General features: G+C 62.9%; 24 protein-coding genes. 11 read left to right on the top strand and 13 right to left on the bottom strand.

The window, feature by feature from the left end:
* Positions 1-112 precede the first annotated feature (112 nt).
* The gene (locus tag CP49_RS42245; protein WP_082645841.1) at positions 113-634 is read left to right on the top strand and encodes a hypothetical protein; all 522 of its coding nucleotides are present in this window, start codon (positions 113-115) and stop codon (positions 632-634) included.
* Positions 635-751: 117 nt separating this feature from the next.
* Here the strand turns inward: CP49_RS42245 and CP49_RS03070 are convergent, their stop codons facing one another.
* The 4 genes from CP49_RS03070 to CP49_RS03050 form a co-directional block, all read right to left on the bottom strand.
* Positions 752-1,162 carry a hypothetical protein gene (locus CP49_RS03070; RefSeq protein ID WP_057848823.1) on the bottom strand — a complete coding sequence of 137 codons (411 nt, stop codon included), beginning with the start codon at positions 1,160-1,162 and terminating at the stop codon, positions 752-754.
* A gap of 1,106 nt (positions 1,163-2,268) precedes the next feature.
* Complete coding sequence (locus CP49_RS03060) at positions 2,269-5,001, bottom strand: bifunctional diguanylate cyclase/phosphodiesterase (protein ID WP_057848821.1); 2,733 nt, start codon at positions 4,999-5,001, stop codon at positions 2,269-2,271.
* A gap of 149 nt (positions 5,002-5,150) precedes the next feature.
* Positions 5,151-6,401, bottom strand: coding sequence for an MFS transporter (locus tag CP49_RS03055; RefSeq protein WP_057848850.1), 1,251 nt, complete (start codon positions 6,399-6,401; stop codon positions 5,151-5,153).
* Complete coding sequence (locus tag CP49_RS03050) at positions 6,398-7,822, bottom strand: amidase (RefSeq protein ID WP_057848849.1); 1,425 nt, start codon at positions 7,820-7,822, stop codon at positions 6,398-6,400. Before CP49_RS03050 ends, CP49_RS03055 begins: the two co-directional genes overlap by 4 nt.
* 127 nt (positions 7,823-7,949) lie before the next feature.
* On the opposite strand from CP49_RS03050, the gene CP49_RS03045 reads away from it, so the two are divergent.
* The gene (locus CP49_RS03045) at positions 7,950-8,543 is read left to right on the top strand and encodes a CGNR zinc finger domain-containing protein (RefSeq protein WP_057848820.1); all 594 of its coding nucleotides are present in this window, start codon (positions 7,950-7,952) and stop codon (positions 8,541-8,543) included.
* A gap of 68 nt (positions 8,544-8,611) precedes the next feature.
* Here CP49_RS03045 and CP49_RS03040 read toward each other — a convergent pair whose 3' ends face one another.
* The 5 genes from CP49_RS03040 to CP49_RS03020 form a co-directional block, all read right to left on the bottom strand.
* Positions 8,612-8,881 (bottom strand): hypothetical protein, encoded by a 270-nt coding sequence (locus CP49_RS03040; RefSeq protein ID WP_057848819.1) that lies wholly within the window; start codon positions 8,879-8,881, stop codon positions 8,612-8,614.
* A gap of 105 nt (positions 8,882-8,986) precedes the next feature.
* The gene (moaC, locus tag CP49_RS03035) at positions 8,987-9,490 is read right to left on the bottom strand and encodes a cyclic pyranopterin monophosphate synthase MoaC (RefSeq protein ID WP_057848818.1); all 504 of its coding nucleotides are present in this window, start codon (positions 9,488-9,490) and stop codon (positions 8,987-8,989) included.
* 3 nt (positions 9,491-9,493) lie between these two features.
* Complete coding sequence (gene trpC / locus CP49_RS03030) at positions 9,494-10,315, bottom strand: indole-3-glycerol phosphate synthase TrpC (RefSeq protein WP_057848817.1); 822 nt, start codon at positions 10,313-10,315, stop codon at positions 9,494-9,496.
* 17 nt (positions 10,316-10,332) lie between these two features.
* Positions 10,333-11,346, bottom strand: coding sequence for an anthranilate phosphoribosyltransferase (gene trpD / locus CP49_RS03025; RefSeq protein ID WP_057848816.1), 1,014 nt, complete (start codon positions 11,344-11,346; stop codon positions 10,333-10,335).
* A gap of 135 nt (positions 11,347-11,481) precedes the next feature.
* Positions 11,482-13,383 carry a peptidylprolyl isomerase gene (locus CP49_RS03020; protein ID WP_057848815.1) on the bottom strand — a complete coding sequence of 634 codons (1,902 nt, stop codon included), beginning with the start codon at positions 13,381-13,383 and terminating at the stop codon, positions 11,482-11,484.
* A 252-nt stretch (positions 13,384-13,635) separates the two neighbouring features.
* Here CP49_RS03020 and tpiA point away from each other — a divergent pair, with 252 nt between their 5' ends.
* Positions 13,636-14,388, top strand: coding sequence for a triose-phosphate isomerase (tpiA, locus tag CP49_RS03015; protein ID WP_057848814.1), 753 nt, complete (start codon positions 13,636-13,638; stop codon positions 14,386-14,388).
* 23 nt (positions 14,389-14,411) lie between these two features.
* Here tpiA and CP49_RS03010 read toward each other — a convergent pair whose 3' ends face one another.
* From CP49_RS03010 to CP49_RS03000, 3 genes are read right to left on the bottom strand one after another with little or no spacing between them, the layout of a single operon-like run.
* Positions 14,412-14,951, bottom strand: coding sequence for a GNAT family N-acetyltransferase (locus CP49_RS03010; RefSeq protein ID WP_057848813.1), 540 nt, complete (start codon positions 14,949-14,951; stop codon positions 14,412-14,414).
* Between the two features lie 21 nt (positions 14,952-14,972).
* Positions 14,973-15,326, bottom strand: a complete 354-nt coding sequence (locus tag CP49_RS03005; protein ID WP_245310457.1) for a hypothetical protein — start codon at positions 15,324-15,326, stop codon at positions 14,973-14,975.
* Positions 15,327-15,332: 6 nt separating this feature from the next.
* The gene (locus tag CP49_RS03000) at positions 15,333-15,899 is read right to left on the bottom strand and encodes a helix-turn-helix domain-containing protein (protein WP_057848812.1); all 567 of its coding nucleotides are present in this window, start codon (positions 15,897-15,899) and stop codon (positions 15,333-15,335) included.
* A gap of 226 nt (positions 15,900-16,125) precedes the next feature.
* Between CP49_RS03000 and secG the strand changes: the two genes are divergently transcribed.
* The 6 genes from secG (at position 16,126) to glsA (ending at position 23,082) form a co-directional block, all read left to right on the top strand.
* A complete protein-coding gene (gene secG / locus CP49_RS02995; protein WP_057848847.1) occupies positions 16,126-16,503 on the top strand; it encodes a preprotein translocase subunit SecG in 378 nt (125 codons plus the stop codon).
* Between the two features lie 166 nt (positions 16,504-16,669).
* On the top strand, positions 16,670-18,301 hold the full coding sequence (locus CP49_RS02990; RefSeq protein ID WP_057848811.1) for a CTP synthase: 1,632 nt from the start codon (positions 16,670-16,672) through the stop codon (positions 18,299-18,301).
* A 220-nt stretch (positions 18,302-18,521) separates the two neighbouring features.
* Positions 18,522-18,848, top strand: coding sequence for an NIPSNAP family protein (locus tag CP49_RS02985; protein WP_057848810.1), 327 nt, complete (start codon positions 18,522-18,524; stop codon positions 18,846-18,848).
* Positions 18,849-18,926: 78 nt separating this feature from the next.
* Positions 18,927-19,796, top strand: a complete 870-nt coding sequence (gene kdsA / locus CP49_RS02980) for a 3-deoxy-8-phosphooctulonate synthase (RefSeq protein WP_420807588.1) — start codon at positions 18,927-18,929, stop codon at positions 19,794-19,796.
* A gap of 31 nt (positions 19,797-19,827) precedes the next feature.
* On the top strand, positions 19,828-21,003 hold the full coding sequence (locus tag CP49_RS02975) for an MFS transporter (protein ID WP_057848846.1): 1,176 nt from the start codon (positions 19,828-19,830) through the stop codon (positions 21,001-21,003).
* Positions 21,004-21,207: 204 nt separating this feature from the next.
* Positions 21,208-23,082, top strand: coding sequence for a glutaminase A (gene glsA, locus CP49_RS02970; protein ID WP_057848808.1), 1,875 nt, complete (start codon positions 21,208-21,210; stop codon positions 23,080-23,082).
* On the opposite strand, the gene CP49_RS44280 is transcribed toward glsA, so the two are convergent.
* Positions 23,069-23,242: a hypothetical protein gene (locus CP49_RS44280; RefSeq protein ID WP_156437994.1), complete on the bottom strand. Its 174-nt coding sequence runs from the start codon at positions 23,240-23,242 to the stop codon at positions 23,069-23,071. The two genes, glsA and CP49_RS44280, sit on opposite strands and share 14 nt — an antisense overlap.
* Positions 23,243-23,409: 167 nt before the next feature.
* On the opposite strand from CP49_RS44280, the gene CP49_RS02965 reads away from it, so the two are divergent.
* Complete coding sequence (locus CP49_RS02965) at positions 23,410-23,877, top strand: hypothetical protein (RefSeq protein ID WP_057848807.1); 468 nt, start codon at positions 23,410-23,412, stop codon at positions 23,875-23,877.
* On the top strand, positions 23,870-25,102 hold the full coding sequence (locus tag CP49_RS02960; RefSeq protein ID WP_057848806.1) for an HlyD family secretion protein: 1,233 nt from the start codon (positions 23,870-23,872) through the stop codon (positions 25,100-25,102). Before CP49_RS02965 ends, CP49_RS02960 begins: the two co-directional genes overlap by 8 nt.
* Positions 25,103-25,124: the final 22 nt, after the last annotated feature.

Below are 25,124 nucleotides of genomic sequence, written 5' to 3'. Positions count from 1 at the left end.
GTGATTTCATCAAGCTATCGTGAGAGCCCCGGAAACGCACCGTGGATATGATTGGCAAAGTTGGCTAGCGCAGCGACGGCAAGGCAACAAATTTGCATGTATGAGGTGTCATATGTCTGCACCCTGCAAGTTCGAGCTGAGTATCCTGAATCATGATGAGAAAACGCTCATACGGACCTCTCATCACCCCGAAATTGGTGACGCGGATCGCGCGACACTTGAAAACCTGAAATCATCGCTCAGGAAATTCCGCGACAAGGAGCGTACGCTCGCCTTCCAGCGGCGCCGGATCAGCAAAGGCACCGCCGAGCCGCGCGGCCAAAGCGTTTCGGGGACTGCCGAGCATGCTCTTCATCGTAAGCAGGTTTTCGTGGCTGCCCTGAAGCGGGTCAACAAGGAGCTCGCACGCCTTCAAAAATTTGAGGCGAGGAGGGAGCTGGGAGAAGCGGCTCGGCGAGCGCTTTCTCTTCGCAGAGCACAGCAATTCTCCCGCCCGACAAATCAGCCAACTTCCCACGAAGGCATGAAGGCGATTCCTAATCGCCGACGAAATATCAAGCTCCCGCGGTCGACAATTGGGCGGGTATCACAGGCGAACAAGAGAGCACAGGCCGCAAGAGATTCCCGCCGATAACGGACCTCATCCAATTCGGCTCCACGCCAGACGAATTTTTTGCCGCAACCCGCTGACGGGGAATTACGGTGCCAGTGCTCACCGTAATTCTACCCACGGCGAAAACGATGAGTAAGTTCAAAGAGTATGGAAGAAATATTTGGCTTCCACGGATTCTATTTCGCCGTCACGACTGAGATAGAGGATAACCCTCGTTTCGTGATTTCCAAGAACTCCTATCGCGTCGGTGACTTTGGAGTAGATCGCGACATTCCGGCCTCTAAAGATAATGTCCTTCCGAGTGAACCCCAGCCGACGCAAGTCGGGATCGTATTCCGCAACAGGACGACCCGGCCGGAAAACGGTCGCGGCGTCCGCGCCAAAATCCATATTAGCTTTTCTTTCGCGCTGCACCGCCGCACTAATGCTTGCGATAAATTTCTCGACCGTGGACACACCGGTGTCTGCCATTAAGTGCGTGCCCTCTTGTAAGAACAACAGCCCTACAATTCCGACAAATACAAAGCTTCTTGCAAGGGACCGCCACATGACTTTGCTTTCCTAAACGCTATGACATCTTTAGGCTGCAAACTTTCACAGCACCAAATATTTCTTCACCGACATTTTAGCTTCGGGGGATACCCATCGATAAAGTTTTATCGAATTACGATGACAGTGCACTTAACTCTCGTCCGGTTCGATGCGCGCAGGGTCATTGAACGACTGCATGGGACCCGATGGGCGGACGGTTAAGGGTAATTGGGCGTGCGCGTTTGCGCGATTTTCTGCAGCAACTTCAAGCTGATTTGCCCCGTCCAGTCCCGCACGCAAGAATATTCCGCTTCGCGCGAACCCCAAATCACCTCTAAAACTCCCGCCATCCCGTCCCGAAGAAGAGGGGCGTTGGCCATCGTCACGAACGTTGGGGCGGGTTGCGGTGGACGCGGCAGCGTCAGGCGCGAGAGGTGTTCGCAGGGCGGGCTTCCGTGAGCGAACATCGCGCGCAGACGAACGGCGCTTAAACGCTTCCGCCAGATCTTCGGTTGGCCGGCACTTGGCTGGTTGAAGTTTTTGGCGGAGGAAGCTGCGTACGGCAAAACCGTGTGGTCCTGGCACCCGTGGCTGGTGTCAAGTCGGCGGAGGTTTGCAAAGCTCAACCGGGCAATGCGAGCCGTCAATTCGCCGGCGACGGAGGCAAGACGAATTCGTCTCCGGGGAGAGCACGGCATAAGCCGTAAGACCACTGCGCAGGGAATGCCGGGCTGCTCCGGCTGTACCTGTATGCTCGTGTGCGCATTCTTGAGTGCATCTTGCACACGAGACCGCGGGTGCTTAGCCGGCACCCGGCATTCCCTGCGCCCTCTGATTGGAGAGGGCGGGAAGTTTTTCAAGCAAACCTCGGGCAGTTCATGTCGCGAGATCGCGGGGTCATATTTGTATCGCGACTACTCCAGTCCGTCGTCCCGGACAAGCGCAGCGCGATCCGGGACCCATACGCCGCGGCGGATGTTGTCTTGCCGCGATGGTCGACGGCTTTCTTTCAACAACTAGCGCCGGTGGTTATGGGTCCCTGCGTTCGCAGGGACGACGAGGAGGAGGCAGCTTCTCTCGCAATAATAGCTGCAGGGAGCGTCACGCGAAAACGCAGCGATCGCCTACGCCGTCCGCACAATCGGCTTGCGCCGGCGCGGCCGGTTCGCCCGCGCCGCGTCGGGCCCCTGCCGGTGCGCCGACAGCAGCGGCCTGATATCGGCCGCCGGCTTTGGCGGGCTGAACAGGTAGCCCTGCATTTCCGAACAGCCGAGTTCGCGCAGCAATTCGCGCTGCTGAGCGGTTTCGACGCCTTCGGCCGTCGTCGTCATGCGGCGATCGGCGGCGATGTTCACCACCGCCTGCACGATGCTGGACGAGCCCTCCGGCTCGGCGATGTCGGTGATAAAGCAGCGGTCGATCTTGATCTTGTCGAACGGAAAGCGCTGCAGGTAGCTCAGCGAGGAATAGCCGGTGCCGAAATCGTCCAGCGCGATGCGGACGCCGATGGCGCGAAGATCGTGCAGAACGGCGAGCGCTGTCTCGTCGTCGCGGATCAGCACGGCCTCGGTGATCTCGAGCTCGAGCCGGTCCGCGGCGAGGCCGGATGCGGCCAGTGCCGCCATCACCTTCAGCGCCAGCGTGCCGCTCCTGAATTGAACCGGCGAGACGTTGACCGCGAGCCTGATATTGCCGGGCCAATTCGCCGCTTCCTTGCAGGCGGTGGTCAGCACCCACTCGCCGAGCTGGTTGATCAGGCCGGTGTCCTCGGCAAGCGGCACGAACTCGGCGGGCGAGATCATGCCGCGCTGCGGATGACGCCAGCGTACCAGCGCCTCGCAGCCGGTGATCGCGTTGGTCTGCAGGCTGAGGCAGGGCTGGTAGTAGACCTCGAAGCCGCCGTCGACCAGCGCCTGGCGCAGGTCCATTTCCAGGCTTCGGCGGGCGCGCACCTCGGCCTCCATGTCCGCTTCGAAGAAGCGGTAGGTACGGCGGCCGGCGGCCTTGGCGGCGTACATCGCCAGATCTGCATTCTTGAGGATCTGGTCGATATCCGAACCGTCGCGCGGCGCCAGCGCGATGCCGATGCTGGCATCGGTGGTCACCTGATGGCCGAGGCATTGATAGGGGATGCGGATCGCCTCGAAAATGCGGCTGACTAGCATCATCACGTCGTCGGTATCCTCGATGCCGGTCTGAACGATGGCGAACTCGTCGCCGCCGAGCCGGGCCACGAAATCGGATTTCCGCGCGCAGGCGGCGAGGCTCGCCGCGACCGATTTCAAGAGCTCGTCGCCGATCATGTGTCCGAGCGAATCGTTGACGCTCTTGAATTCGTCGATGTCGATATAGAGCACCGCCAGTTGCCGGTTCGGCGCGGCGTGAGACAATTCGCGCTTGAGCTGTTCGTGGAACAGGGTGCGGTTCGGCAGGTTGGTCAGCGCGTCGTAATGGGCGAGATGGGTGATACGCTCCTCGGCGCGCCGGCGCTCGGTGATGTCTTCGTGCGTCGCCAGCCATCCGCCGTCCGGCACGGGCTCGTTGACGACCTGAATAGAGCGCCCGTCGGGCGTCGAGATGACCATGACGTTCCGGTGCGCGACTTCGCGCAGCACCATCTCGACATATTGATCGATGTCGCCGACGAACGAACCGGTTTCCTTGCGATGGGCGATCACCTCGCGAAAGCTGCAGCCCGGCTTCACGACGTCGGCCGACAGGCCGTACATCTCGAGATAGCGGTTGTTGCAGATGATGAGATGCTGCTTCGAATCGAACAGCAGCAGCCCTTGCGTCATGTTGTTGACGGCGGTGTCGAGGCGCTGCTTTTCCAGCGTCAGCCGCCGCTTCGAGGCGCGGTGCTGATGCGAAAGCTTGCGGACGACAAGAAGCAGCAGTGCGGCGATCGCCAGTACGGAAAGTCCGGCAATCGTGATCAGAAACCCGATCTGCTCGCGCCAGTCGGCCAGCGCGGCCGATGTCGTCGTCGATGCAATGATCACAAGCGGGAAATTCGTCAGCGCGCGCGAGGAGATCAGCCGGTCCTCGCCGTCGATCGGGCTGGTGAGGCGCGAGGTGGTGCGGGGCAATTCGAAGATCTGCCGCTGGGCGGCGGGACCGTTCCTGAAGTTCTTGCCGATCAGTTCGGGCACGTGCGGGTAACGGGCCAGCAGCGTGCCGTCGCTGTGGTGCATGGCGATGGAGGCGCCGGGTCCGAGCGCTACGGTTGCGAAGAACTTTTCGAAATTGACGGGTTCGATGCCACGGCCGATGACGCCGAGGAGTTCGCCCTTCGGCCCGGTGACCTTGCGTGCGATCACCGTGGTCCAGACGCCGGTGATGCGGCTATGTACCGGTTCGAGCAGCATTTCGGGCGATTGCGCGCCGGACTTGAAGGTCCTGAAGAAAGCGCGGTCCGCGGAGTTGACGGTTGGCGGCGGCCAGGCAACCGATGCGTTGATCAGGTTACCGTCGGCGTCGAAGACGTTGACGCCGCCGACATAGGACAACGCGTCGATCTTGGACTTGAGCATCAGGTGGATGTCATGGCCGGACATCCGGGGCTTGTAGTTTTCGACGGTCGCGATCCCGCTGGAACGCATGAACGCGATCAGGTCCTTCTGAACGACCTGGAAGTCTTCAAGCTGCTGGTCGAAATGGCGGGCGAGCAGCAGCACGGTGTTTTCCAACTCGCGTTCGCTGTTGCGCAGCGCGCGCTCGCGGAAATTGCCGGCCATGATGGTCGCGCCGATCGCGATGGCGGCGATCAGGAGCGTGCCGCCGAGGATCAACCAGCGGATCGGGCCGCCGCGGAAGGCGGATGCAATCCTGAATGATGTGGTGCCGGTCGAAGCCATGGAACGCGATTGCTGCCAGGAATGGACTTCCGGAAGCGGTTATCTCAACCCCCGGCCCATGACACCGATACGGCGCCGAGATGGAATTGACGTTAGGAAGTCTGGTTAATGAATGGTTAGTCCGGTGGCGACCAGGGGCGATGACAACCTCAGGAGAGGGTCCCGTTCCGGGCATCCGCAGGCGTCCGTGTCGTGACGACGATAAGGGCTGCGATGATGTTAACGGCAACGCCGGCCAAGATCGGCAGCGTATAATCGTGGGTGAGATCGAACGCGAAGCCGGCAGCGCTGGGACCGATCAGGGTGCCGAAAGCGACGCTTGTGTAGAGAATGCCGATGATGCCGCTGACATTGCGGCCACCGAAATAATCCATCACCGCGGCTGGAAGCACGGCGACCCAGGCGCCGTAGATCATGCCGTAGACGAACGCAAAGATCGCAAGCGGCCAGAACGCCGTCGAGACCGCCCAGATTGCCAACGCGATCGCCATGCCAACGAAGAGCAGGAGCAGGGCGGACTGGCGGCCGATCCGGTCGGCGAGACCGCCGAGGCAAAACCGGCCGGCCGTGCTGCCGACGCCGATGATGCCGAGCAGCAGCACGGCGGATGTGGCCGGGACGCCGTGGTCCCCGGCATAGGGGACGAGATGCACGAACGGCACGAACAGGCCGAACGAGCAGATCAGGCAGGCGGCATATAGCGAGATGAAGCGCCGCGAGCGGATCGCCTCGCGCACCGAAGCACCTTCGGCCCGCGCCGATATGACCCCCTGCTGCAGTGGATCACCGTCGGGATTGAGGCCCCGGTCGCGTGGATCGTTCTCGATCAGGAGCGCCATCCCTCCGCCGACAATCGCGGCGAACGCGCCGAGCGCAAGATAGGCGCCGCGCCATCCCAGCATCTCGATCAGGAACGTTGCCAGTGGCGGCATCACCAGCGTGCCAACCCCGATCCCGCTCACGGCGAGGCCGGAGGCCAAGCCGCGCCGCCGCGCGAACCAGCGCTGCACCGCGCCGACCGCAGGCACATAGGCGCAGCCGACACCAAGGCCGACGCCGAGGCCGTAGGCTGCGTAAACCTCGCTCAGATTGCGCGCGGTACTTGCCGCGGCAAGCCCGAGGCCGATCAGCAGCATGCCCGCCAGCGCGAGGCGTCCGGAGCCATAGCGGTCGGCGAGGGGGCCGCTGATGATGCCGAGGCCGAAATAGAGAAAGCCGGCCAGCGAAAACACCAGCGATACCGAGCCGCGTGAGGCGTCGAAATCGCGCTGCAACGAGTCCAGAAACGCGCTGAACGTATAGGCGCTGCCAAAGCCGACGAAGGTCACGGCAAAAGCGGCAGCGACCACGAACCAGCCGTAGAAGATACGGGAATTGGGTAACGCTGATGGGACACTCAATGTTGCCTCCATGCGCTCAGCGACGGATGGCGGCGATGCCAGGATGTGACCCTCTGGAATGCTGCGCCAGCGCGTACCAGCGTGGCTTCGTCGAGATTGGCGGCCACAAGCTGAAACGCGATCGGCATTCCGGTTGCGGAAAAGCCGCCGGGCAGCGTGATGGTGGGATGGCCGGTCATGTTGAACGGGCAGGTGTATTCCTGCAATCTGGCAATCAGGTCCGGCTGCTCGCCGAGCGTCCGTATCATGGCGAGAGTTAAGGGCGGGAACGGGTGAACCGGAATGAGCAGCAGATCGATTGTCTCGAACAGCGATGCGACCCGGCCGCGCAGTTCCAGTCGGCGCAGCAGGACTCTCTGGTAATCGAGAGCGGATAACGCGCGGCCTGCCTCGATGACGGCGGCGAAGACCGGGCCATAGTCATCCTTGCGGGCCGGATAGGTTGCATCGTGCGCGACCGCGGCCTCCACCGCACAATTCGGCACCCAGTCCGCGACGGCCTGCTTCACATCGGGAAACCGCACATCGACGACGTCAGCACCAAGCGCATGCATCGCCTCGATCGCCTCGCCCACCACCTGCTGGGTCGCAACGTCCACGCCGTCGCTGCTCCACTTCGCGTCGAAGCCAATCCGCAGGCCTCGTACGTCCTGTTCCGCTGCGACCAGATAGTCGGGCACAGGGGCGAGGACCGCCGTCGGGTCGGCACGATCGCGTCCGGCGATGACGCCAAGCATTGCGCCGGCATCGGTCGCGCTCCGGGCGATAACGCCGACATGGTCCAACGTCGCTGCCAGTTCGAACACGCCGTGGCGGCTGACGCGTCCCCAGCTTGGCTTCAAGCCGGTCAGGCCGTTGGCGGCGCACGGCCAACGGATCGATCCGCCGGTATCGGAAGCGAGCGAGCCATAGCAAAGTCCCGCCGCAGTTGCGGCTGCCGAGCCGCTTGACGAAATGCCCGGCCAATAGTCGGGATTCCATGGATTCTTGGGCGGCGTCACAGATGGATGATGATCGGAATAGGCGCCTTCCGTAAGCTGCAGCTTCCCCAGCACGACCGCGCCGGCTTCATTCAGGCGGCGCACCACAGTTGCGTCTTGATCCGGCCTGAAATTGCCGTGGACGATGGTGCCGGCAGCCGTCGGAACATTCCTTATCCAAAATAGATCTTTCACCGCAATCGGAACGCCGTGCAGCGGCCCGCGATACCGGCCCGATGCGATTTCGGCGTGCGCGGCTTCGGCCTGCGCCATGGCGGCGTCGGCCATCACCTGAACGTAGCTGCCGAGTTCACCGTCCAAGGCGGCGATGCGATCGAGCTGCGCGCGCGTTGCTTCCAGCGGAGAAATTTTGCGAGCCCTGATGCATGCCGCAAGCTCCGTGAGTTCAAGGTAGTGCAGATCGTCGGTGATAACGTCCATTCCGGCTCCGTCAGCGATGCGGCGGCTGGAATCTTCCGGCGAAGGACCAGCCATCGATGAACACCTGTATAAACGTTATACCGGTGTCGTTTGCTGTCAACCGGTAAATCTGCTTTACTGGTGTTGCATGTCGAAGCTGTCCAAACAGTTCAAGGTTCCCGACGAATTGGCCAATCTCTACGATTTCGCCAATACGCTCGACGTCAGGCACTTTACGCATCATGGCCTGCAGCACCCGCAAGGTGATGAACTCACGAATGCGAAGGAACTCGCAGCGTGGATGCGGCAACGCGGGTTGTTGCTCGCCAATGCGAGGATCTCGCCTGCGATGCTCGCCACCGCCCTTGAGCTCCGGACCTTGATCCGCGACTATATTCAGCGTGACCCGCCGGACCGGAGCAGGAACAAGGATTCGGTCCGCGCGCTGAACAAGCTGCTCAAGCTGTTTCCGCTGCTCGCGACGGCAAGGGATGACGGCGGCATGGTGCTCAGGGCCGCGCGTGACGACGCGCTGGCAGGGCTCTCATCGGTTGTCGCGGAGTTCTATGACGGCTCCAGAAATGGAACGCTCGATCGGTTGAAAATGTGCGCTTCCGACGAATGCCGCCGCGTGTTCTTCGATCGTTCGAAGCCTGCGACGCGGCGATGGTGCATGTCGTCATTGTGCGGGAACCGCATGAAGACGAGGAATTATCGCGAGCGCCAGCGCAACGCTGAATAGGTCATCGTGTGTCGGCCGATCGGGCTGGCTCCGCAAACTGCACGATCTCGCGAAAGTTGGCGAAGTCGTCACCGCGTGGATGTCAGGGATCGATGCGCTCGCTTCCTCACGACGGTGCCGGCCGCCGGAGAGCCGTCCGGCATGCCGTAGCCTTGGTTGAACCGCTGCGGGTCGGTGTAAGGGTTGCCCGGACCTTTATTCTGGCAATTGGCGTTTGGATAGAAGAATGCGCAATAGCCTGGTTCGTAAATCACTTGCTGTGCCATGGCAGGTGTCTTGGCAGGTGCCGAGATCACGGCCAACGCAACCGCCGCGCCAACAAGCCTGTAGATCGACATCGGATTCCTCCTTGCGAAAGGTCCCGATAGCAACAACCCCGAAAGCGTGGCGCGCATTCCGCGCCGCATGGGTCACACACGCGTGACAAAGGCGACGCCGTCAGCTCACCGCTCGGCGCGATAATGGCCGGACTTGCCGCCGATCTTCTCGACGAGATGGATGCCTTCGATACGAACGCCGCGCTCGACCGCCTTGATCATGTCGTATATTGTGAGACAAGCCACCGACACCGCCGTCAGCGCTTCCATCTCGACCCCGGTCGGGCCGGTGACCTTGACGGTGGCGCGGACGATGCAGCCGGGCAATTTTTTGTCGGGCGTGATGTCGAGCGTCACCTTGGACAGCGCCAGCGGATGACACAGCGGGATCAGCTCCGACGTGCGCTTGGCCGCCATGATGCCGGCAATGCGGGCGGCGCCCAGCACGTCACCCTTCTTGGCATTGCCCGAGATAATCAGATCGAGCGTCGCCTTGCCCATGACGACCCGGCCCTCGGCCACCGCCGTGCGCTCGGTCGCTGCCTTGGCCGAGACATCGACCATCCGCGCTTCGCCCGATGCATCGATATGGGTGAGGGCGGAGCCGCCTTTGGAAGCATTCCGCGCCATCTGCTAGCCGGTCCGGGTCGCACGCGGTGCGGTGGCGCGCGCGAGCAGCGCGCGCGTTGCCGCAGCCACGTCGGCCTGTCGCATCAGGCTTTCGCCGACGAGGAAGGTCGACATGCCGACGCGCTCGAGCCGGGCGAGATCGGCAGGCGTAAAGATGCCGCTTTCGCCGACCATCAGCCGGTCCTTCGGGATCAGCGGCGCGAGCGCTTCGCTAGTTGCCAGCGTGGTCTCGAAGGTTCTTAAGTTACGGTTGTTGACGCCGATCATCGGCGAGCGAAGCTTTAGCGCACGGTCGAGCTCGGTGCGGTCGTGGATTTCGATCAGCACGTCCATGCCGAGCGCGATGGCCGCGTCCTCGAGATCCCAAGCGGTGCCGTCATCGAGCGCTGCCAAGATGATCAGGATGCAGTCGGCGCCATGGGCGCGGGCTTCCACCACCTGATAGGTGTCGAACAGGAAATCCTTGCGCAGCACCGGCAAGCCGGTTGCCGCGCGCGCAGCGACCATGAAATCGAGATGACCCTGGAAGGAGGGCGCGTCGGTCAGGACCGACAGGCACGCCGCGCCGCCGGCCTCGTAGGCCTTGGCCAGCGCCGGCGGATCGAAATCGGCACGGATCAGGCCCTTGGACGGTGAGGTCTTCTTCACTTCCGCAATCAGCGCATAGTCACCACGCGCAAGCTTGTCGCGGATCGCGCGCAGAAAACCGCGCGGCGGCGATGCTGCCTTGGCGCGGGCTTCGACCTCGGGCAGCGGATGCGCCCGCTTCGCGGCAGAGATTTCCTCGCGCTTGTAGGCTTCGATCTTGCTCAGGATATCGGACATCTTTGGCGCCCCTCGGATCAGCCGCGTGAGACCGCGATCAGGTGCTTCAACCGCGCCGCCGCCGCGCCGCTGTCGAGCGATTTGGCGCCGATCGCGACGCCGTCCTTCAGGTCCTTGGCGCGTCCGGCCACGATCAGCGCCGCTGCGGCGTTGAGCAGCGCGACGTCGCGATAGGCGCTCGGCTTGCCGTTGAGCACGCCTTGCAGCGCGAGCGCGTTGGTGTCGGCATCGCCGCCCTTGAGTGCGTCGACATTGCAACAGGTGAGACCCGCGTCTTCCGGGGTCACCTCGAAGGTGGTGATCTTGCCGTTGTCGAGGCTGGCGACGAAGCTCGGGCCGGTGAGGGTGATTTCATCGAGACCGTCGGAGCCGTGCACCACCCAGACGGCTTCGGAGCCGAGATTTTTCAGCACCTGCGCCAGCGGCTGCACCCAGTGCCGGGAGAACACGCCGACCATCTGCCGTTTCACGCCGGCGGGATTGGAGAGCGGGCCAAGCAGGTTGAAGATCGTGCGAGTAGCGAGTTCGACCCGGGTCGGGCCGACGTTTTTCATGGCCGGATGGTGGGCGGGCGCGAACATGAAGCCGATGCCAGCCTCGGCCACGCAGCGGCCGACCTGGTCGGGCGTAAGGTCGATCTTGACGCCGAGGGAAGCCAGTACATCGGCCGCGCCCGAACGTGAGGACAGCGCGCGGTTGCCGTGCTTGGCGACGGGCACGCCGGCGCCCGCGACGATGAAGGCCGCGCAGGTCGAGACGTTGACCGAACCGGAGCCGTCGCCGCCGGTGCCGACGACGTCGACCGCGTCCGCCGGCGCGTTGACCCGCAGCATCTTGCTGCGCATCGCCGCCACCGCGCCGGTGATCTCATCGACGGTTTCGCCGCGGACCCGCAGCGCCATCAACAGCCCGCCCATCTGCGAGGGCGTGGCCTCGCCGGACATCATGCTGTCGAACGCGGATGCCGCCTCTTCACGCGACAGCGTCGCGCCAGTGGCGACTTTTCCGATGATAGATTTGAGGTCGTCCATCGCTTGGCTTTCAATATCGCGACCTCATGGTGAGGAGGCGCTCTTGCGCCGTCTCGAACCATGAGGCCCGGTTCTCATCCTTCGAGACGCGGCCAAGTGGCCGCTCCTCAGAGGATGAGGTGGGTGTCATTATGCTCAGTTGTTAGCGCCCGTCACCTGCGCGAAGGCGGCCTGGTTGATGGTGGTGCCGATCTCGGATTCGATCTTCGTTATGTATTGCGTGACCTTTTCTTCGGTCAGGCTGCGCTGCAGGGTGTCTTTCAGTTTCTTCAGCTCCTCGGAGGCAGCGTCGACCTGCGGCACGGTCACATCGGTAACGCGGAACACGATCCACTCGCTTCCGCCTGTGCCCGGCGTCTGCCCGATGCCGTCCTTGGGCGTCCGGAACGCGGCCGTGATGGCGGCTGAGGGCACGCCTGACAGCGAGGCGTCGCGGCGGAATCCGGTCGCGGTCTCGACCTTCGCTCCGACTGCTGCGGCCTCCGCGGCAAGGGTGCCGCCTTGTTCGACCTTCTGCACCATCTCGGTTGCCTTCGCGCGCAGCCTGCTCGAAATCTGGTCTTCGCGCCATTTCGCCTCGACCTGGCTGCGGACCTCGTCGAGCGTGCGTTCGCGCGAGGGCGTGATGCCGAGCACGTCGTACCAGACATAGCCGCCGGCAAACTGGATCGGTTCGTTATCCACGCCGACATCGCTGTTGAAGGCTTGCGAGACCACGTCGAGGCCGCGCGGAATGTTGGTCACCGGCTGGCCATCGGGCGTGCGGCCCGAGCGGTCGACGGCGTCGATCGTGACGGCGGTCAGGCCGAGCTTCTGCGAAGCCTCGACCACATTGGCGCCGCCGCTGCGCTCGTCTTCCATCTTGTTCTGGATTTCGCTGACCTTGACGCGCGCGCGTTCGGTCGCGAGTTCTTTCTTCACCTGGGCTGCTACGCTTTCAAAGGTCGGCGTCACGCCCGGTTCTATGTTGCCGACCTTGACCAGCGCCACGCCGAACCGCCCCTGCACCGGCTGGCTGACTTCGCCTGACGACAATGAAAACGCCGCGTCCGCAATCGCCGGATCGATGATCGCGCTCTTTGCGATCATGCCGAGGTCGACGTCCGCCAGATTGAGATTGCGCTCCTTGGCGAGGTCGTCGAACAACATTCCCGACGTGATGCGGCTGCGCGCGGCCTGCGCCTCGCCTTCGTTGGGAAAAAACATCTGCGACACTTCGCGCTTTTCCGGCGTACCGAGCTGGTCGCGGCGCTGCTCGAAGACCTTCTTCGCGTCCTCGTCGGAGACCTCGGTCCACTTGCCGATCTCTTCGGGACTGATCACGACAAAGGACAGCTTGCGATATTCGGGCGCGCGGAATTGGGTCTTGCGCTCCTCGAAATACGCGGCCAGGGCCTCGGGCGAGGGCGGATCGATCGTGCCGGCCTGCGCGGCGTCGAGTTTGACATACTCGATCGAGCGCTGCTCGTTCTGGTACCGGGTCAGGGCATCGATCATGACCTTCGGCGGCTCCAGCCCGGCCGAGACGGTGTCGGCGATCTGGCGCCGCAGCCCGACACGCCGCTGTTCGGCGAGATAGCGTTGCTCGGTGTAGCCGAACTGCCGGATCGTGGCCTGGAAGCGCTGCGCGTCGAACTTGCCGCCCAATCCCTGGAAATTGGGGTCGTTGTAGATCAGCCGCATAGTTTCATCCTGGGATTGGGCAAGCCCCATGCGCCGGGCTTCCTCGTCCAGCGCGGCTTCGGCGATGGTCTGTTGCAGCACCTGCCGATCGAGCCCGAAGGCGCGGGCCTGTTCCGAGGTGAGCGGCCGGCCGAAACGACGGCCGAGCTGTTGCAGCTTTTCCGTGTAGATCTGACGGAATTGCTCGGTCGAAATCTCGGTCTTGCCGATCTTGGCGAGCGACGACTGGCCAAACCCCTTGAAGATGTCGGCAATGCCCCAAACTGCGAAACTGACAATCAAAACGCCCATCACGGTGGCCATGACAATCTTGCCGAGCCAGTTTGATGAGGCTTTCCGAATTCCTCGAAGCATGGGTCCAACTTGTTTTTTAAAGGAGAGGGGAACCGGGTCGTGCCCAAGGGAATTCGATCCGGGACCGAAAACCGCAACAAGGCGTCACCGAGTTGAAAACGCATCATAAAGTGGCCGCTGCCCCCCCGCAACCTCGCCTGCATGGGCTAATTGAAGCGGTTAATGGCGGCGGGACCGTCCCGCCGGCATCTGGAACTGGCGGCGAGCCTCTGCTAGCGCATTTATAACGCTGACATTTGCGGGACAACTGACATGACCGATGCCATCCGGCCGCTGATCGCCGGCAACTGGAAAATGAACGGCCTGAAATCTTCCCTGGCCGAGTTCGAAGCCATGATCGCGGGCGCGGGTGCGTTGGCCGGCAAGGCCGACCTGCTGGTTTGCCCCCCCGCCACCCTGATCGCCGGTTTCGCCGACAAGGCGCTCGGTTCAAAACTCGCCGTCGGGGCCCAGGATTGCCACCCAAAAGCCTCGGGCGCCCATACCGGCGATTTTTCGGCGGAAATGCTGGCCGATGCCGGCGCTAGCGCCATCATTGTCGGGCATTCGGAGCGGCGCGCCGATCACGGCGAAACCGACGCGCTGGTCCGGCAGAAGGCGGAAGCGGCTTGGCGGACACGGCTTTCGGCGATCGTCTGCATCGGCGAGACCCAGAAACAACGCGACGCCGGCCAGACGCTGGATGTCTGCGGCGCGCAGCTCGCGGGTTCATTGCCGGATGGCGCGACATCAGCCAATCTGGTGGTGGCCTATGAGCCGGTCTGGGCGATCGGTACCGGGTTGACGCCGACGCCGAAGGATGTCGAGCAAGTTCATCGCTTTATACGGGATACTCTCACCAGCCGATTTAAGACTGAAGGGAGCAAGATCCGGATTCTCTATGGCGGCTCGGTCAAGCCCTCCAACGCGGCGGAATTGATGGCAGTCGCCGACGTCAACGGCGCGCTGGTCGGCGGCGCCAGCCTGAAAGCGACGGATTTTCTGGCGATTGCCGAGGCCTGCTAGAGCGGTTTCGAGCGAAGTGGGCTCTAGTTCAGGGCGGACATACCCTCGTGCAGCCGCTTCCAATAGACCAGCGTGCCCGTGAGGCCGCCATGGGGTTTGAGCGCGTAGTCAGGAATAACGCCGGTCAGCTTGAATCCCATCCGTTCGTACAGGCCGGCCGCGCCTTCGTCCTCGGCGGTATCGAGCACGAGCAGCCAGCGCCCGCGCGCGATCGCCATCCGCTCGGCCTCGCGTAATAGCGCCGTGGCGATCCCGCGGTGGCGGTGACTGACGCGCGTCATCATCTTCGCGATCTCGGCACGGTGTGGCTGGTTCGGCGGAAGATTGAGCAATAGCGTCACGGTCCCGATCAGGCGCTCGCCGTCAAAGGCGCCGAGAACGATCCGCTCGCCGCGCCCGGCAGCGGCCAGCGAGTCGCGCCAGAACGCTTCGGCCGCCGTCTGTGGCAGCGGATGCATGAAGCTGACCGAGCCGCCGTTCGCAACCGTTTCGATCAGGATTTCACTGAGCATGGCGCAAATTTCGGGCGAAGAGCTCAAGGCTTTGATCTGGATATCCGACATGAGGATGAATTTCCGCGAAGTTCACTTTCGATGATTGACGGCGCGGGCGGCGCGCGCCCGCTTGATCTGTGCAATCCGTTCGACATCCTCGACCTGCATGTGACGGCCGCGTTCGAGAATTTCCAACGTGTATTCTTCGTAAGTGAGTCCTAGCCGCTCGGCCTTCCTGATGCGAAACGCGACGATGCCGGGCGAGGGGTTTTTCCAGGCCGCGCGATGCGCCGCCTTCCAGTAGAAATAGTTTCCAATTCCGCCGTTGCCCCATTCCGGCGTGTGCTCATCGTCGAGCGGCGGTCCGCCATTGTGGCCGGCGGGAGCGGAGTTTGCCGGATCCGCCGGCTCGGTCGGAGAACGCCTGATGTCGATCTCCGCCATCGCCAGCTAGCTCCGGGCAAGGGCAACGACGTAAGTGCAGGGCGCAGCGCTCTCGTTGGCAAACGTCACTTCCGCCGGCGGACCGAATCCGAGGCAGTCGCCGGCGCTGAGTTCATGGCGTTCGCCGCCATCGATCAGGACGAGCGTGCCTGACAACACCCAAAGGACCTGGCGGATATGTGCGTAGGACGAAGCGGGCAGCGTCACGCGCTGCTTCGCCGGCATCTCGACCCTGACGATCTCGACGGGATGATCGGGCCGGTTGAATACCTGGCGGCGCAGGTAGCCGGTCTCGGGATCGCGCCACACCGGCTGCTCCATGGCGCGCGAAAGACGTCCGCCCTGGCCTTCGGCACGCAGCATCAGGCCGGCGAGGGTGAGGTCGAAGGCGCTGGCGAGCCGAACCAGCACCACCGCGGTCGGGCTGACCTCGGCGCGCTCGATCTTGCTGATGGTGGCCTTGGAAACCCCGGAGCGCTCGGCCAGGTCGGCCAGCGACCAGCCGCGGCTGTCGCGCTCGAGTCGCAGGCGGTTGGCGAGCCGGGCGCTGAGATCGTCTACTATAGTATCCATTCGTCTATTATAAGAGAAATCGCTGCGACCTCAAGTCCGAATTCGAACGGCGCGCGAGAGCTGGGGAAAGCCTTGCCGTCGCGCCTGCGGCAATTATCTCCACGGCGGCGGTTGGGGGTGACAATGCCCCGTCCGATCGTGTAACACCGCGCAACTTCAGGAAAACCCGCAAGCTCTTGGTGCAGCCGAAGACCGGCGCGCTTCGCTTGTGACGGAAGGTTTTGAGATGCAGACCGTCATTATCGTCGTTCACCTCATGATCGTCTCGGTGCTGATCGGCGCCGTGCTGCTGCAGAAATCCGAAGGCGGCGGCCTTGGCATGGGTGGGGGCGCCGGCTTTATGTCGAGCCGCGGCACCGCCAATCTCTTGACGCGGACGACGGCGGTCCTGGCGGGACTTTTCTTCCTGACCAGCATGGCGCTGGCCTGGCTCGCAGGCGTTGATCGCAAGCCGGCCTCGATCCTCGGCGCGCCGACGACGCAGTCCCAGCCGGGTGGCGCGACGCCGGTCGCTCCGCCGACCTCCGGCGGCGTGCTCGATACGCTTAAGAAGGTGGATGAACAGCAGGGCCAGTCGGGCCCGCAGGCGCCGCGTTCGCAATAAAGCAGGGTGGCTATGCAGGGCGGCCTCTACCGTCCTGCAGCAGAACTTCCCATCAATGCTCTGAAATCGCTTTAAAATTCACGTCACCCACAGCCCGGCGAAATGTTCGCCCGCGCATGCGATTCGTTTTGGCGAATCGGGGCAGTGGCCTTAAAGGTAGAATCCCATGGCGCGGTACATATTCATCACCGGCGGCGTGGTTTCTTCGCTCGGAAAGGGTCTGGCTTCGGCGGCACTCGGTGCCCTGCTGCAGGCTCGCGGGTACAAGGTCCGCCTCCGCAAGCTCGACCCCTATCTCAACCTCGATCCCGGAACGATGTCGCCGTACCAGCACGGCGAAGTGTTCGTGACCGATGACGGCGCCGAGACCGATCTCGATCTCGGCCATTACGAGCGCTTCACCGGACGTCCGGCCACCAAGGCTGACAACATCACCACCGGGCGCATCTATCAGGACATCATCACCAAGGAACGCCGCGGCGACTATCTCGGCGCGACCATTCAAGTCGTTCCACACGTCACCAACGCGATCAAGGAATTCGTCCTTTCCGGTAACGACGAGTATGATTTCGTGCTGGTCGAGATCGGCGGCACCGTCGGCGATATCGAGGGCCTGCCGTTCTTCGAGGCAATCCGTCAGCTCAAGAACGAACTGCCGCGCGACCACGCCGTCTACATTCATTTGACGCTGCTGCCCTATATTCCGAGCGCGGGCGAATTGAAGACGAAACCGACCCAGCACTCGGTCAAGGAATTGCGCTCGATCGGCATCCAGCCGGACATCCTGCTCTGCCGCACCGACCGCGAAATCCCCAAGGAAGAGCGCCGCAAGCTCGGCCTGTTCTGTAACGTGCGCGAAAGCGCCGTGATCGAGGCGCGCGACGTCGACAACATCTACGCTGTCCCTGAGGCCTATCACGCCGCCGGCCTCGACGACGAGGTCTTCGCCTCGTTCGGCATCACGCCCAAAATTCCGCCGGCGCTGCAGAGCTGGAACGTCATCAACGAGCGCGTGCGCAACCCGGAAGGCGCGGTGACCATTGCCATCGTCGGCAAGTACACCGGCATGAAGGACGCCTATAAATCGCTGATCGAGGCGCTCTCACATGGCGGCATCGCCAACAAGGTGAAGGTCAATCTCGACTGGATCGAGAGCGAGGTGTTCGAGAACGAGGACCCGGCGCCGTTCCTCGAACACGTCAACGGCATTCTGGTGCCCGGTGGCTTCGGCCAGCGCGGCGCGGAAGGCAAGATCCGCGCGGCGCAGTTCGCCCGCGTGCGCGACGTGCCGTATTTCGGCATCTGCTTCGGCATGCAGATGGCGGTGATCGAAGCCGCACGCAATCTCGTCGGCATCGAGGAGGCGAACTCAACCGAGTTCGGCCCGACCAAGGAACCGCTGGTCGGCCTGATGACGGAATGGCTGCGCGGCAATGAGCTGGAGAAGCGATCCAAGACCGGCGACCTCGGCGGCACCATGCGGCTCGGCGCCTATCCCGCAACGCTGAAGCGCGGCAGCCGCGTCTCGGCAGTCTATGGCGGCGCGACCGAGATTTCCGAGCGCCACCGTCATCGCTACGAGGTCAACACCGCCTACAAGGACCGGCTCGAGCAGCATGGCCTGCGCTTCTCGGGCCTATCGCCCGACGGCGTGCTGCCGGAGATCGTCGAATACGAGGACCATCCCTGGTTCATCGGCGTGCAGTTTCACCCCGAGTTGAAGTCGCGGCCTTTTGAGCCCCATCCACTATTTGCATCGTTCATTCAGGCCGCCGTGGTGCAGAGCCGGCTGGTGTAGACCTCTCTGCTGCCAGACCTCATCCTGAGGAGACCGCGAAGCGGTCGTCTCGAAGGATGAATGGCACGAGCGAGGCCGCATGGTTCGAGACGGCGCTTGCGCGCCTTCTCACCATGAGGGTTTGAGGGATCGCTCCGCCTTTGACGAACGCGTCAATTGTTGCGACAAACCGCTCCCGTGAACTGAACTGCAAGAACAATAACCTTAGGGAGCAAAGCCAATGATCATGGAAATGCGCGTCTATCGCTGTCTGCCGGGCCGCCTGCCGGCGCTGATGAAGCGCTTCGATACGTTGACTCTGAAACTGTGGGACAAGCACGGCATCAAGCAGGCCGGCTTCTACACGACGCTGATCGGCACCTCCAATCAGGAACTGACCTATTTCATCGCGTGGGACTCGCTCGCCGACCGCGAAAAGAAATGGACCGCATTCCAGAGCGATCCCGACTGGATCGCCGGCCGCGCTAGAAGCGAGGAGGACGGCCAGATCATCGACAACATCGTCAGCCAGCTCTTGGTGCCGACGGCGTTCTCCGCGGTAAAATAGTCGCGGGCGCAACCCTGATATTCGGGGGTTAAACGGGGTTGATCCTGAAAGCGCGGACCGGCATGGTCCGCGCCAGTTATGAAGGAAACTCCCTTGAACGCGAAACCCAACGCAGCCCCGGTCGTCTCGGTCGGTCCGGTCAAATTCGGCAACGACCTGCCGATTTCGATCATTGCCGGGCCGTGCCAGCTCGAAAGCCGGGCGCACGCGCTCGAAGTGGCAAGCGCGCTGAAAGAGATCGCAGGCCGCCTCGGCATTGGCCTCGTCTACAAAACCTCCTTCGACAAGGCCAACCGCACCTCGGGCTCAGCCGCGCGCGGCGTTGGCCTGGCGCAGGCGATGCCGATCTTCGCCGAGATACGCTCCTCGCTCGGTTTGCCCGTGCTGACCGACGTGCACGAGGCCGCGCAATGCGCCGAGGCAGCACAGGCAGTCGACGTGTTGCAGATTCCGGCCTTCCTGTGCCGTCAAACGGATCTGCTGCTGGCGGCAGCAGTGACCGGCAAGGTCGTCAACGTCAAGAAGGGGCAGTTCCTTGCGCCGTGGGAAATGGCGAACGTCGTGACCAAGGTCACCGGCGGCGGTAACCCGAACGTGCTGGTGACCGAACGCGGCGCCTCGTTCGGTTACAACACGCTGGTGTCGGACATGCGTGCGCTGCCGATCATGGCGCAGACGACAGGGGCGCCGGTTATTTTCGACGCCACCCATTCGGTGCAGCAGCCAGGCGGGAAGGGCACCTCATCCGGGGGGCAGCGTGAATTCGTGCCCGTGCTGGCGCGCGCGGCGGTGGCCGTCGGCGTCGCCGGCGTGTTCATCGAGACCCATCCCGATCCCGATCATGCGCCGTCGGACGGGCCCAACATGGTGCCGCTGCGCGAGTTCGAAGCGCTGGTGAAGACGCTCATGGAGTTCGACGCGCTTTCCAAGCGCGGAGCACGCCAATGATGCCGGTATCGCCGTGACCGCCGCCAACGGCATGCCGCCGGCGCTCAATATTATCGCGCTCGCGACCTTTTCGGCAGCCCTGTCCGCCCGCGCGCTCGATCCGGTCTTGCCGCATGTGGCCGAGGATTTTTCGGTCAGCATTGCGGCCGCCGCCAGTTTCGCCGCCGCCTTCGCCTTCACCTTTGCCATCATCCAGCCGGTGCTCGGCGCCTTCGCCGACATTTTTGGCAAGGCGAGGCTGATGATCGTCTGCCTCGCACTGCTCGGCTTTGCCAACATTCTCGGCGCGATGGCGACATCGTTCCCGCTGTTATTTGCGAGCCGCATTCTGGCCGGCATCGGTTCGGGCGGCGTGTTTCCGATCGCGTTGGGGCTGACCAGCGATCTCGTTGGTCCCGAGAAGCGTCAGATCGCGATCGGTCGTACGCTGGCCGGCGCCATGACCGGCAACCTGCTGGGCGCTACGGTGTCCGGCTTGATCGGCGATTTCCTTGGCTGGCGCGGTGTGCTGGCCGTGCTCGGCGGAATCGTCGTGTTGGCCTCGGTCGTGGTCGCGGTCGGATTTCGCGGCGCCGCCCTGACACATCCGCCGCGGACCAGCCTGTCAGCCCTGAAGAAGGGCTATCGCACGATTTTCACCAACCCGAACGCGCGCATCTGCTACTCGGCCGTCTTCATCGAAGGCTGCTGCGTGCTCGGCCTGTTCCCGTTCATTGCGTCCTTCCTGTTCGAGCTCGGACAAACCTCACTGTCGATCGCAGGCGTCGTCATCGCGGGCTTCGCGGTCGGCGGCCTGCTCTACACTATGACGGTGTCGCGGCTTCTGCCGAAGATCGGTGTCAACGGGATGATGATCGGAGGAGCGGCGTTGGTCGGCGTGCAACTCATCGCGGTCGCGATGGGGCCGGAATGGAAGTTGCAGTTACTCAGCCTGATTTTCATGGGTTGGGGTTTCTACATGATCCACGGCAGTCTGCAGGTGTTCGCCAGCGAATTGTCGGCAGAAGCGCGCGCGACGGCGCTGTCGTTGCACGCGTTCTTTTTCTTCATGGGGCAGACCGTCGGCCCGATCGCTTATGGTTTCGGCATCCAGCACGTTGGCAAGGTGCCGACTTTGCTGACCGCAGGAGCCGTGATGATCGCGCTAGGCTTTGTCTGTGCCAAACTGCTGCGCCAGACGCGGCCCACGGATGCGGCGGTGACGTAGCAGGCCGCTAGAATAATCCGATGAGGTGCTCGAACAGCAAAACCGTCGTGGCAATGGCGCAATTCCGGCCCGACTTCTAAGGAAATTGCCGGCTCGCTTCGGGATGACGCACATCTGTCGCATGCGGCCTCGGCTGGATGCCGTGGTCAGGGAGCAGGCCATGGCACGAGGATTGCTTCACTTCTTGCCATTTAAGGTGATGATGTGGACGCCCAGATTACCCGCCCGGCCAGCAGTAACTTCGCCACCAGAAGTGCCGGCTATGCCAATGAACCTCCGCTCCAGCGTTTTCTGGCCGGTTGCTATGGCGACTTCAAATCGGACTATTCCGGCACGGTCGCGGATTACATCCCTGAACTGAAGCGCGCCAACCCGGCGCACTTTGGCATCGGTCTCGTCACCATCGACGGCCATGTTTATGAGGTCGGCGACAGCGCCATGCCTTTCACCATTCAATCGGTGTCGAAGGCCTTCGTGTTCGCGCTAGCGCTCGACCTGGTCGGCGAGGAGCGCGTGGCCGCAGCGATCGGCGTGGAACCGAGCGGGGAGGCGTTCAACTCGATCCGGCTGACTAACGACAATCGGCCCTTCAATCCGATGGTCAATGCCGGTGCGATCGCCTGTTCCGGTCTTATTCACCAGGTCGACGGCGCACACGCCTTCGAGCGCATCCGCGAGAAGCTTAGCCAGTTCGCCGGCCGCGAGCTCGACGTAGACGATGCCGTGCATGCATCGGAGGCGCTCACGGGCAATCGCAACCGGGCGATCGCCTGGCTGTTGCGTAACTATCTGGTGCTGCAGGATGACGTCGATGCGGTGCTGGACACCTATTTCAGACAATGCGCCATCCTCGTCACCGCGCGTGACCTCGCGGTGATGGCGGCTACACTTGCCAATCGCGGCGTCAATCCGGTGACGGGTGTTTCCGTCATTTCGCCCAATATCGTCGCGCGTACGCTCTCGGTGATGACGAGTTCCGGTATGTACGATTACGCCGGCGAATGGATTTACCGCGTCGGTATCCCGGCCAAGAGCGGCGTCGGCGGCGGAATCGTTGCGGCGCTTCCCTCGCAGATGGGGCTCGGCACGTTTTCTCCGTGCCTCGACAGCCACGGCAACAGCGTGCGCGGCCTGAAGGTCTGCGAAGCGCTGTCGTCGCGCTTCGACCTGCACATGCTCAACCGCAGCGCCGACGTCCGTACCTGCATCATTGCCGACTACGACATCTTCGGCATCTCGTCACGCCGCAGCCGCCAGCCCAACGAGCAGCAGATCTTGGAAGAGCGCCATAGCGACATCCGCGTGATCGAACTGGTTGGCGCGTTGAATTTCGCGGCGATCGATTATGTGACGCGGCGGCTGGCTGCAGAGCCGCCGAATGCACCGTTGTTGATCCTCGATTTCCGCCGCGTGCCGGACCTGACCGCTGCCGGCGCGCAGCTCCTTGGCGAGAACCTCACCGTTCTCGCCAATACCGGTGTGACGGCGATTCTGACTGGTCTCGAGACGACGTCGCCGGTGTGGACGGAAGTGCGTGCGCGAACCGCAGAGCCGCAGCGGTTGCGGCGCTTCGCGCTGCTCGACGAAGGCATCGAATGGGCGGAGGATCAGGTCATCTATCGCTATGGCGGCTTTACCTCCTCGAAGGAAACAAGCCACCTCGGCGAACAGGCGCTGCTGGCTGATTTGGCCCCGGCGGAAATCGCAGCACTGGCTGACCTGTCGATTCCGCGCCGCTATGAAGCTGGCCAGCGCATCGTCAGCGCCGGGGAGCCAGCCAACTCGCTCTTTTTCCTGCAAAGCGGAATGGTGAGCGTCAAGCTGCCGAGCGGGGTGCGGTTGGCCTCGCTCGGGCCGGGCATGGAATTCGGCGAAATGGCGATCATCGGACAGCACCGCAGCGCCGATGTGTGGGCTGACACGCCGGTAAAATGCCTCGAACTGCCGCTCGACAGTTTTGCCAATTACCGCCAGCTCCACCCGCAGACCGCCTTGAAGATCATGCGCAATCTTTCTGCGCTCCTGGCGCGGCGCCTGATCCTCGCCAACGCCAAGGTCGATCTGCTCAGCGCGTATTGAGGGCCGCCGCCAGCAGCTTTTCGCCTGCCGGGTTGTTTGCGCAAAGGAGGCTTGCTTCTTCAGCCTCTTTGCCGGCGGTGCGGCTGTCGCGTTCGAGATTGTGGCGGCGAGACAGAGCGCGGCAATCAGCCCCGAGAAGGGCGGAGAAGGCATTGTGCATGTGCGGTGGTCGGTCGCACCCGTCTTCCGGTTCAAGGCGAGCGATCGAGATCAACCTCACTCAATCGCGGGGCGCACGTTCAGCGCTTGCCAAGTTCCGATATTGTGCAAAGATCGAGCCGAGTCGACAGACCCCGTGCGTTGGTCCGTTGTGAACGGAGGACTGCCGTGAGTGAGCCACTTCACCCTAACGCGCCCCACCATCTCCCATCTTTCATCACCGCGCCGGGCGACACCGACATTTTGATGGTGGTGGTCGGTATCGTGCTCATCGCCGCTGTACTTGGTGTTGGCAATGTCTATCTGCGCTTGCACACGCTGCCGGAGCGGATGGCGCACAAATCGCAAAAGCTTCAGTTCGAGATCGTGGCAGTGCTGGGTCTGCTGGCGCTCTTCACGCACATCCATCTGTTCTGGATCGCGGGCTTGATCCTTGCGATGATCGATCTGCCGGACTTCAGCACGCCGCTGCGCCGGATCGCCGGATCGGTCGAGAAGATGGCCGGTGTTCCGCCTGAACAGGACCTAACCGAACCGCCAGTTGGAGACGCGACGCACGCTGCCGCAACCGACGACGCCAAGGCGCGCATCGAGAAGGCCGCTGGCGCCAAGAGCGAGGTGCACAGCCATGCTTGAGCTGCTCCTCTGCTCGCTGCTGACCATCTTCCCCGATTATCTTTATCGACGCTACCGGCAGGGCAAACGCCTCGGTCACGAGATCACGCTCTATTCGGTGTGGTTCGAACTGCGATGGGGCATCATCTCCTGTCTGATGCTCACCGTCGCGTTGATCACGATGATCTTCTACTATCATCCGTCGACCAATTCGGCGACGTTGTTCTACCGGACCGTTCCGATCGTTCCCGAAATCACCGGCCGGGTAGCCGAGGTGAAGGTCGACATCAGCGCTCCCGTCAAGAAGGGCGATGTGCTGTTCAGGCTCGACAGCGCCAAGCAGGAAGCGTCGCTGCTGACAGCCAAGCGCAAGATCGCCGAAATCGATGCCGCGATGCTGGCGGCGCAGGCCGATATCATGAAGGCGGAAGGCCAGCTTCAGGAGGCAAAGGGCGCGCTGCAGCAGGCAACAGACGAACTCGACACCAAGCGCGAGTTGCAGAAGCGCAACCCCGGCATCGTCCCGCAACGCGACATCGAAAAGCTCGAAGTGGCCGCCGCCGGTCGTCAGGGCAGCCTCGATGCCGCGACCGCTTCCAAACAATCCGCGATGACGCGGTTGAGCGCGCTTCTCCCGGCGGAGAAGGCAAGCGCGGAGGCGGCGCTGGCCGAAGCGCAGGTCGATCTGGACAAGACCGTTATTCGCGCCGGCGTCGACGGGCGGGTCGAGCAGTTCGCACTGAGGTCAGGTGATATCGTCAATCCAATGATTCGGTCGGCCGGCGTCCTGATTCCGGAGGGCGCGGGACGACGCGCGCTTCTGGCAGGGTTCGGACAAATCGAAGCGCAGGTCATGAAGGTCGGAATGGTGGCCGAGGCCACTTGCATTTCCAAGCCGTGGACCGTCATTCCGATGGTGGTGACCGGCGTCCAGGACTATATCGCGGCAGGCCAGTTCAGGGGCGGCGAGCAATTGGTCGAAGCGCAGCAGGTCGTGCGCCCGGGCACGATCCTCGTCTACATGGAGCCGATCTTCAAGGGCGGGCTGGAAGGCGTGACGCCGGGAAGCAGTTGCATCGCCAATGCCTACACCAGCAATCACGAACTGATCTCGTCAGGGAAAGTCGGCTCGTTCAAGAGCTTTGGGTTGCACGTCGTCGATGCCACCGGAATCGTCCATGCGATGCTGCTGCGCATTCAGGCGCTGATGTTGCCGATCAAGACGCTGGTGCTGAGCGGGCATTGAGAGGTCCGCGGTGCAGCCGAGC

Source organism: Bradyrhizobium valentinum (assembly GCF_001440405.1).
Classification (GTDB): Bacteria; Pseudomonadota; Alphaproteobacteria; order Rhizobiales; family Xanthobacteraceae; genus Bradyrhizobium; species Bradyrhizobium valentinum.
This window is presented reverse-complemented; position numbering and strand designations above follow the sequence as displayed.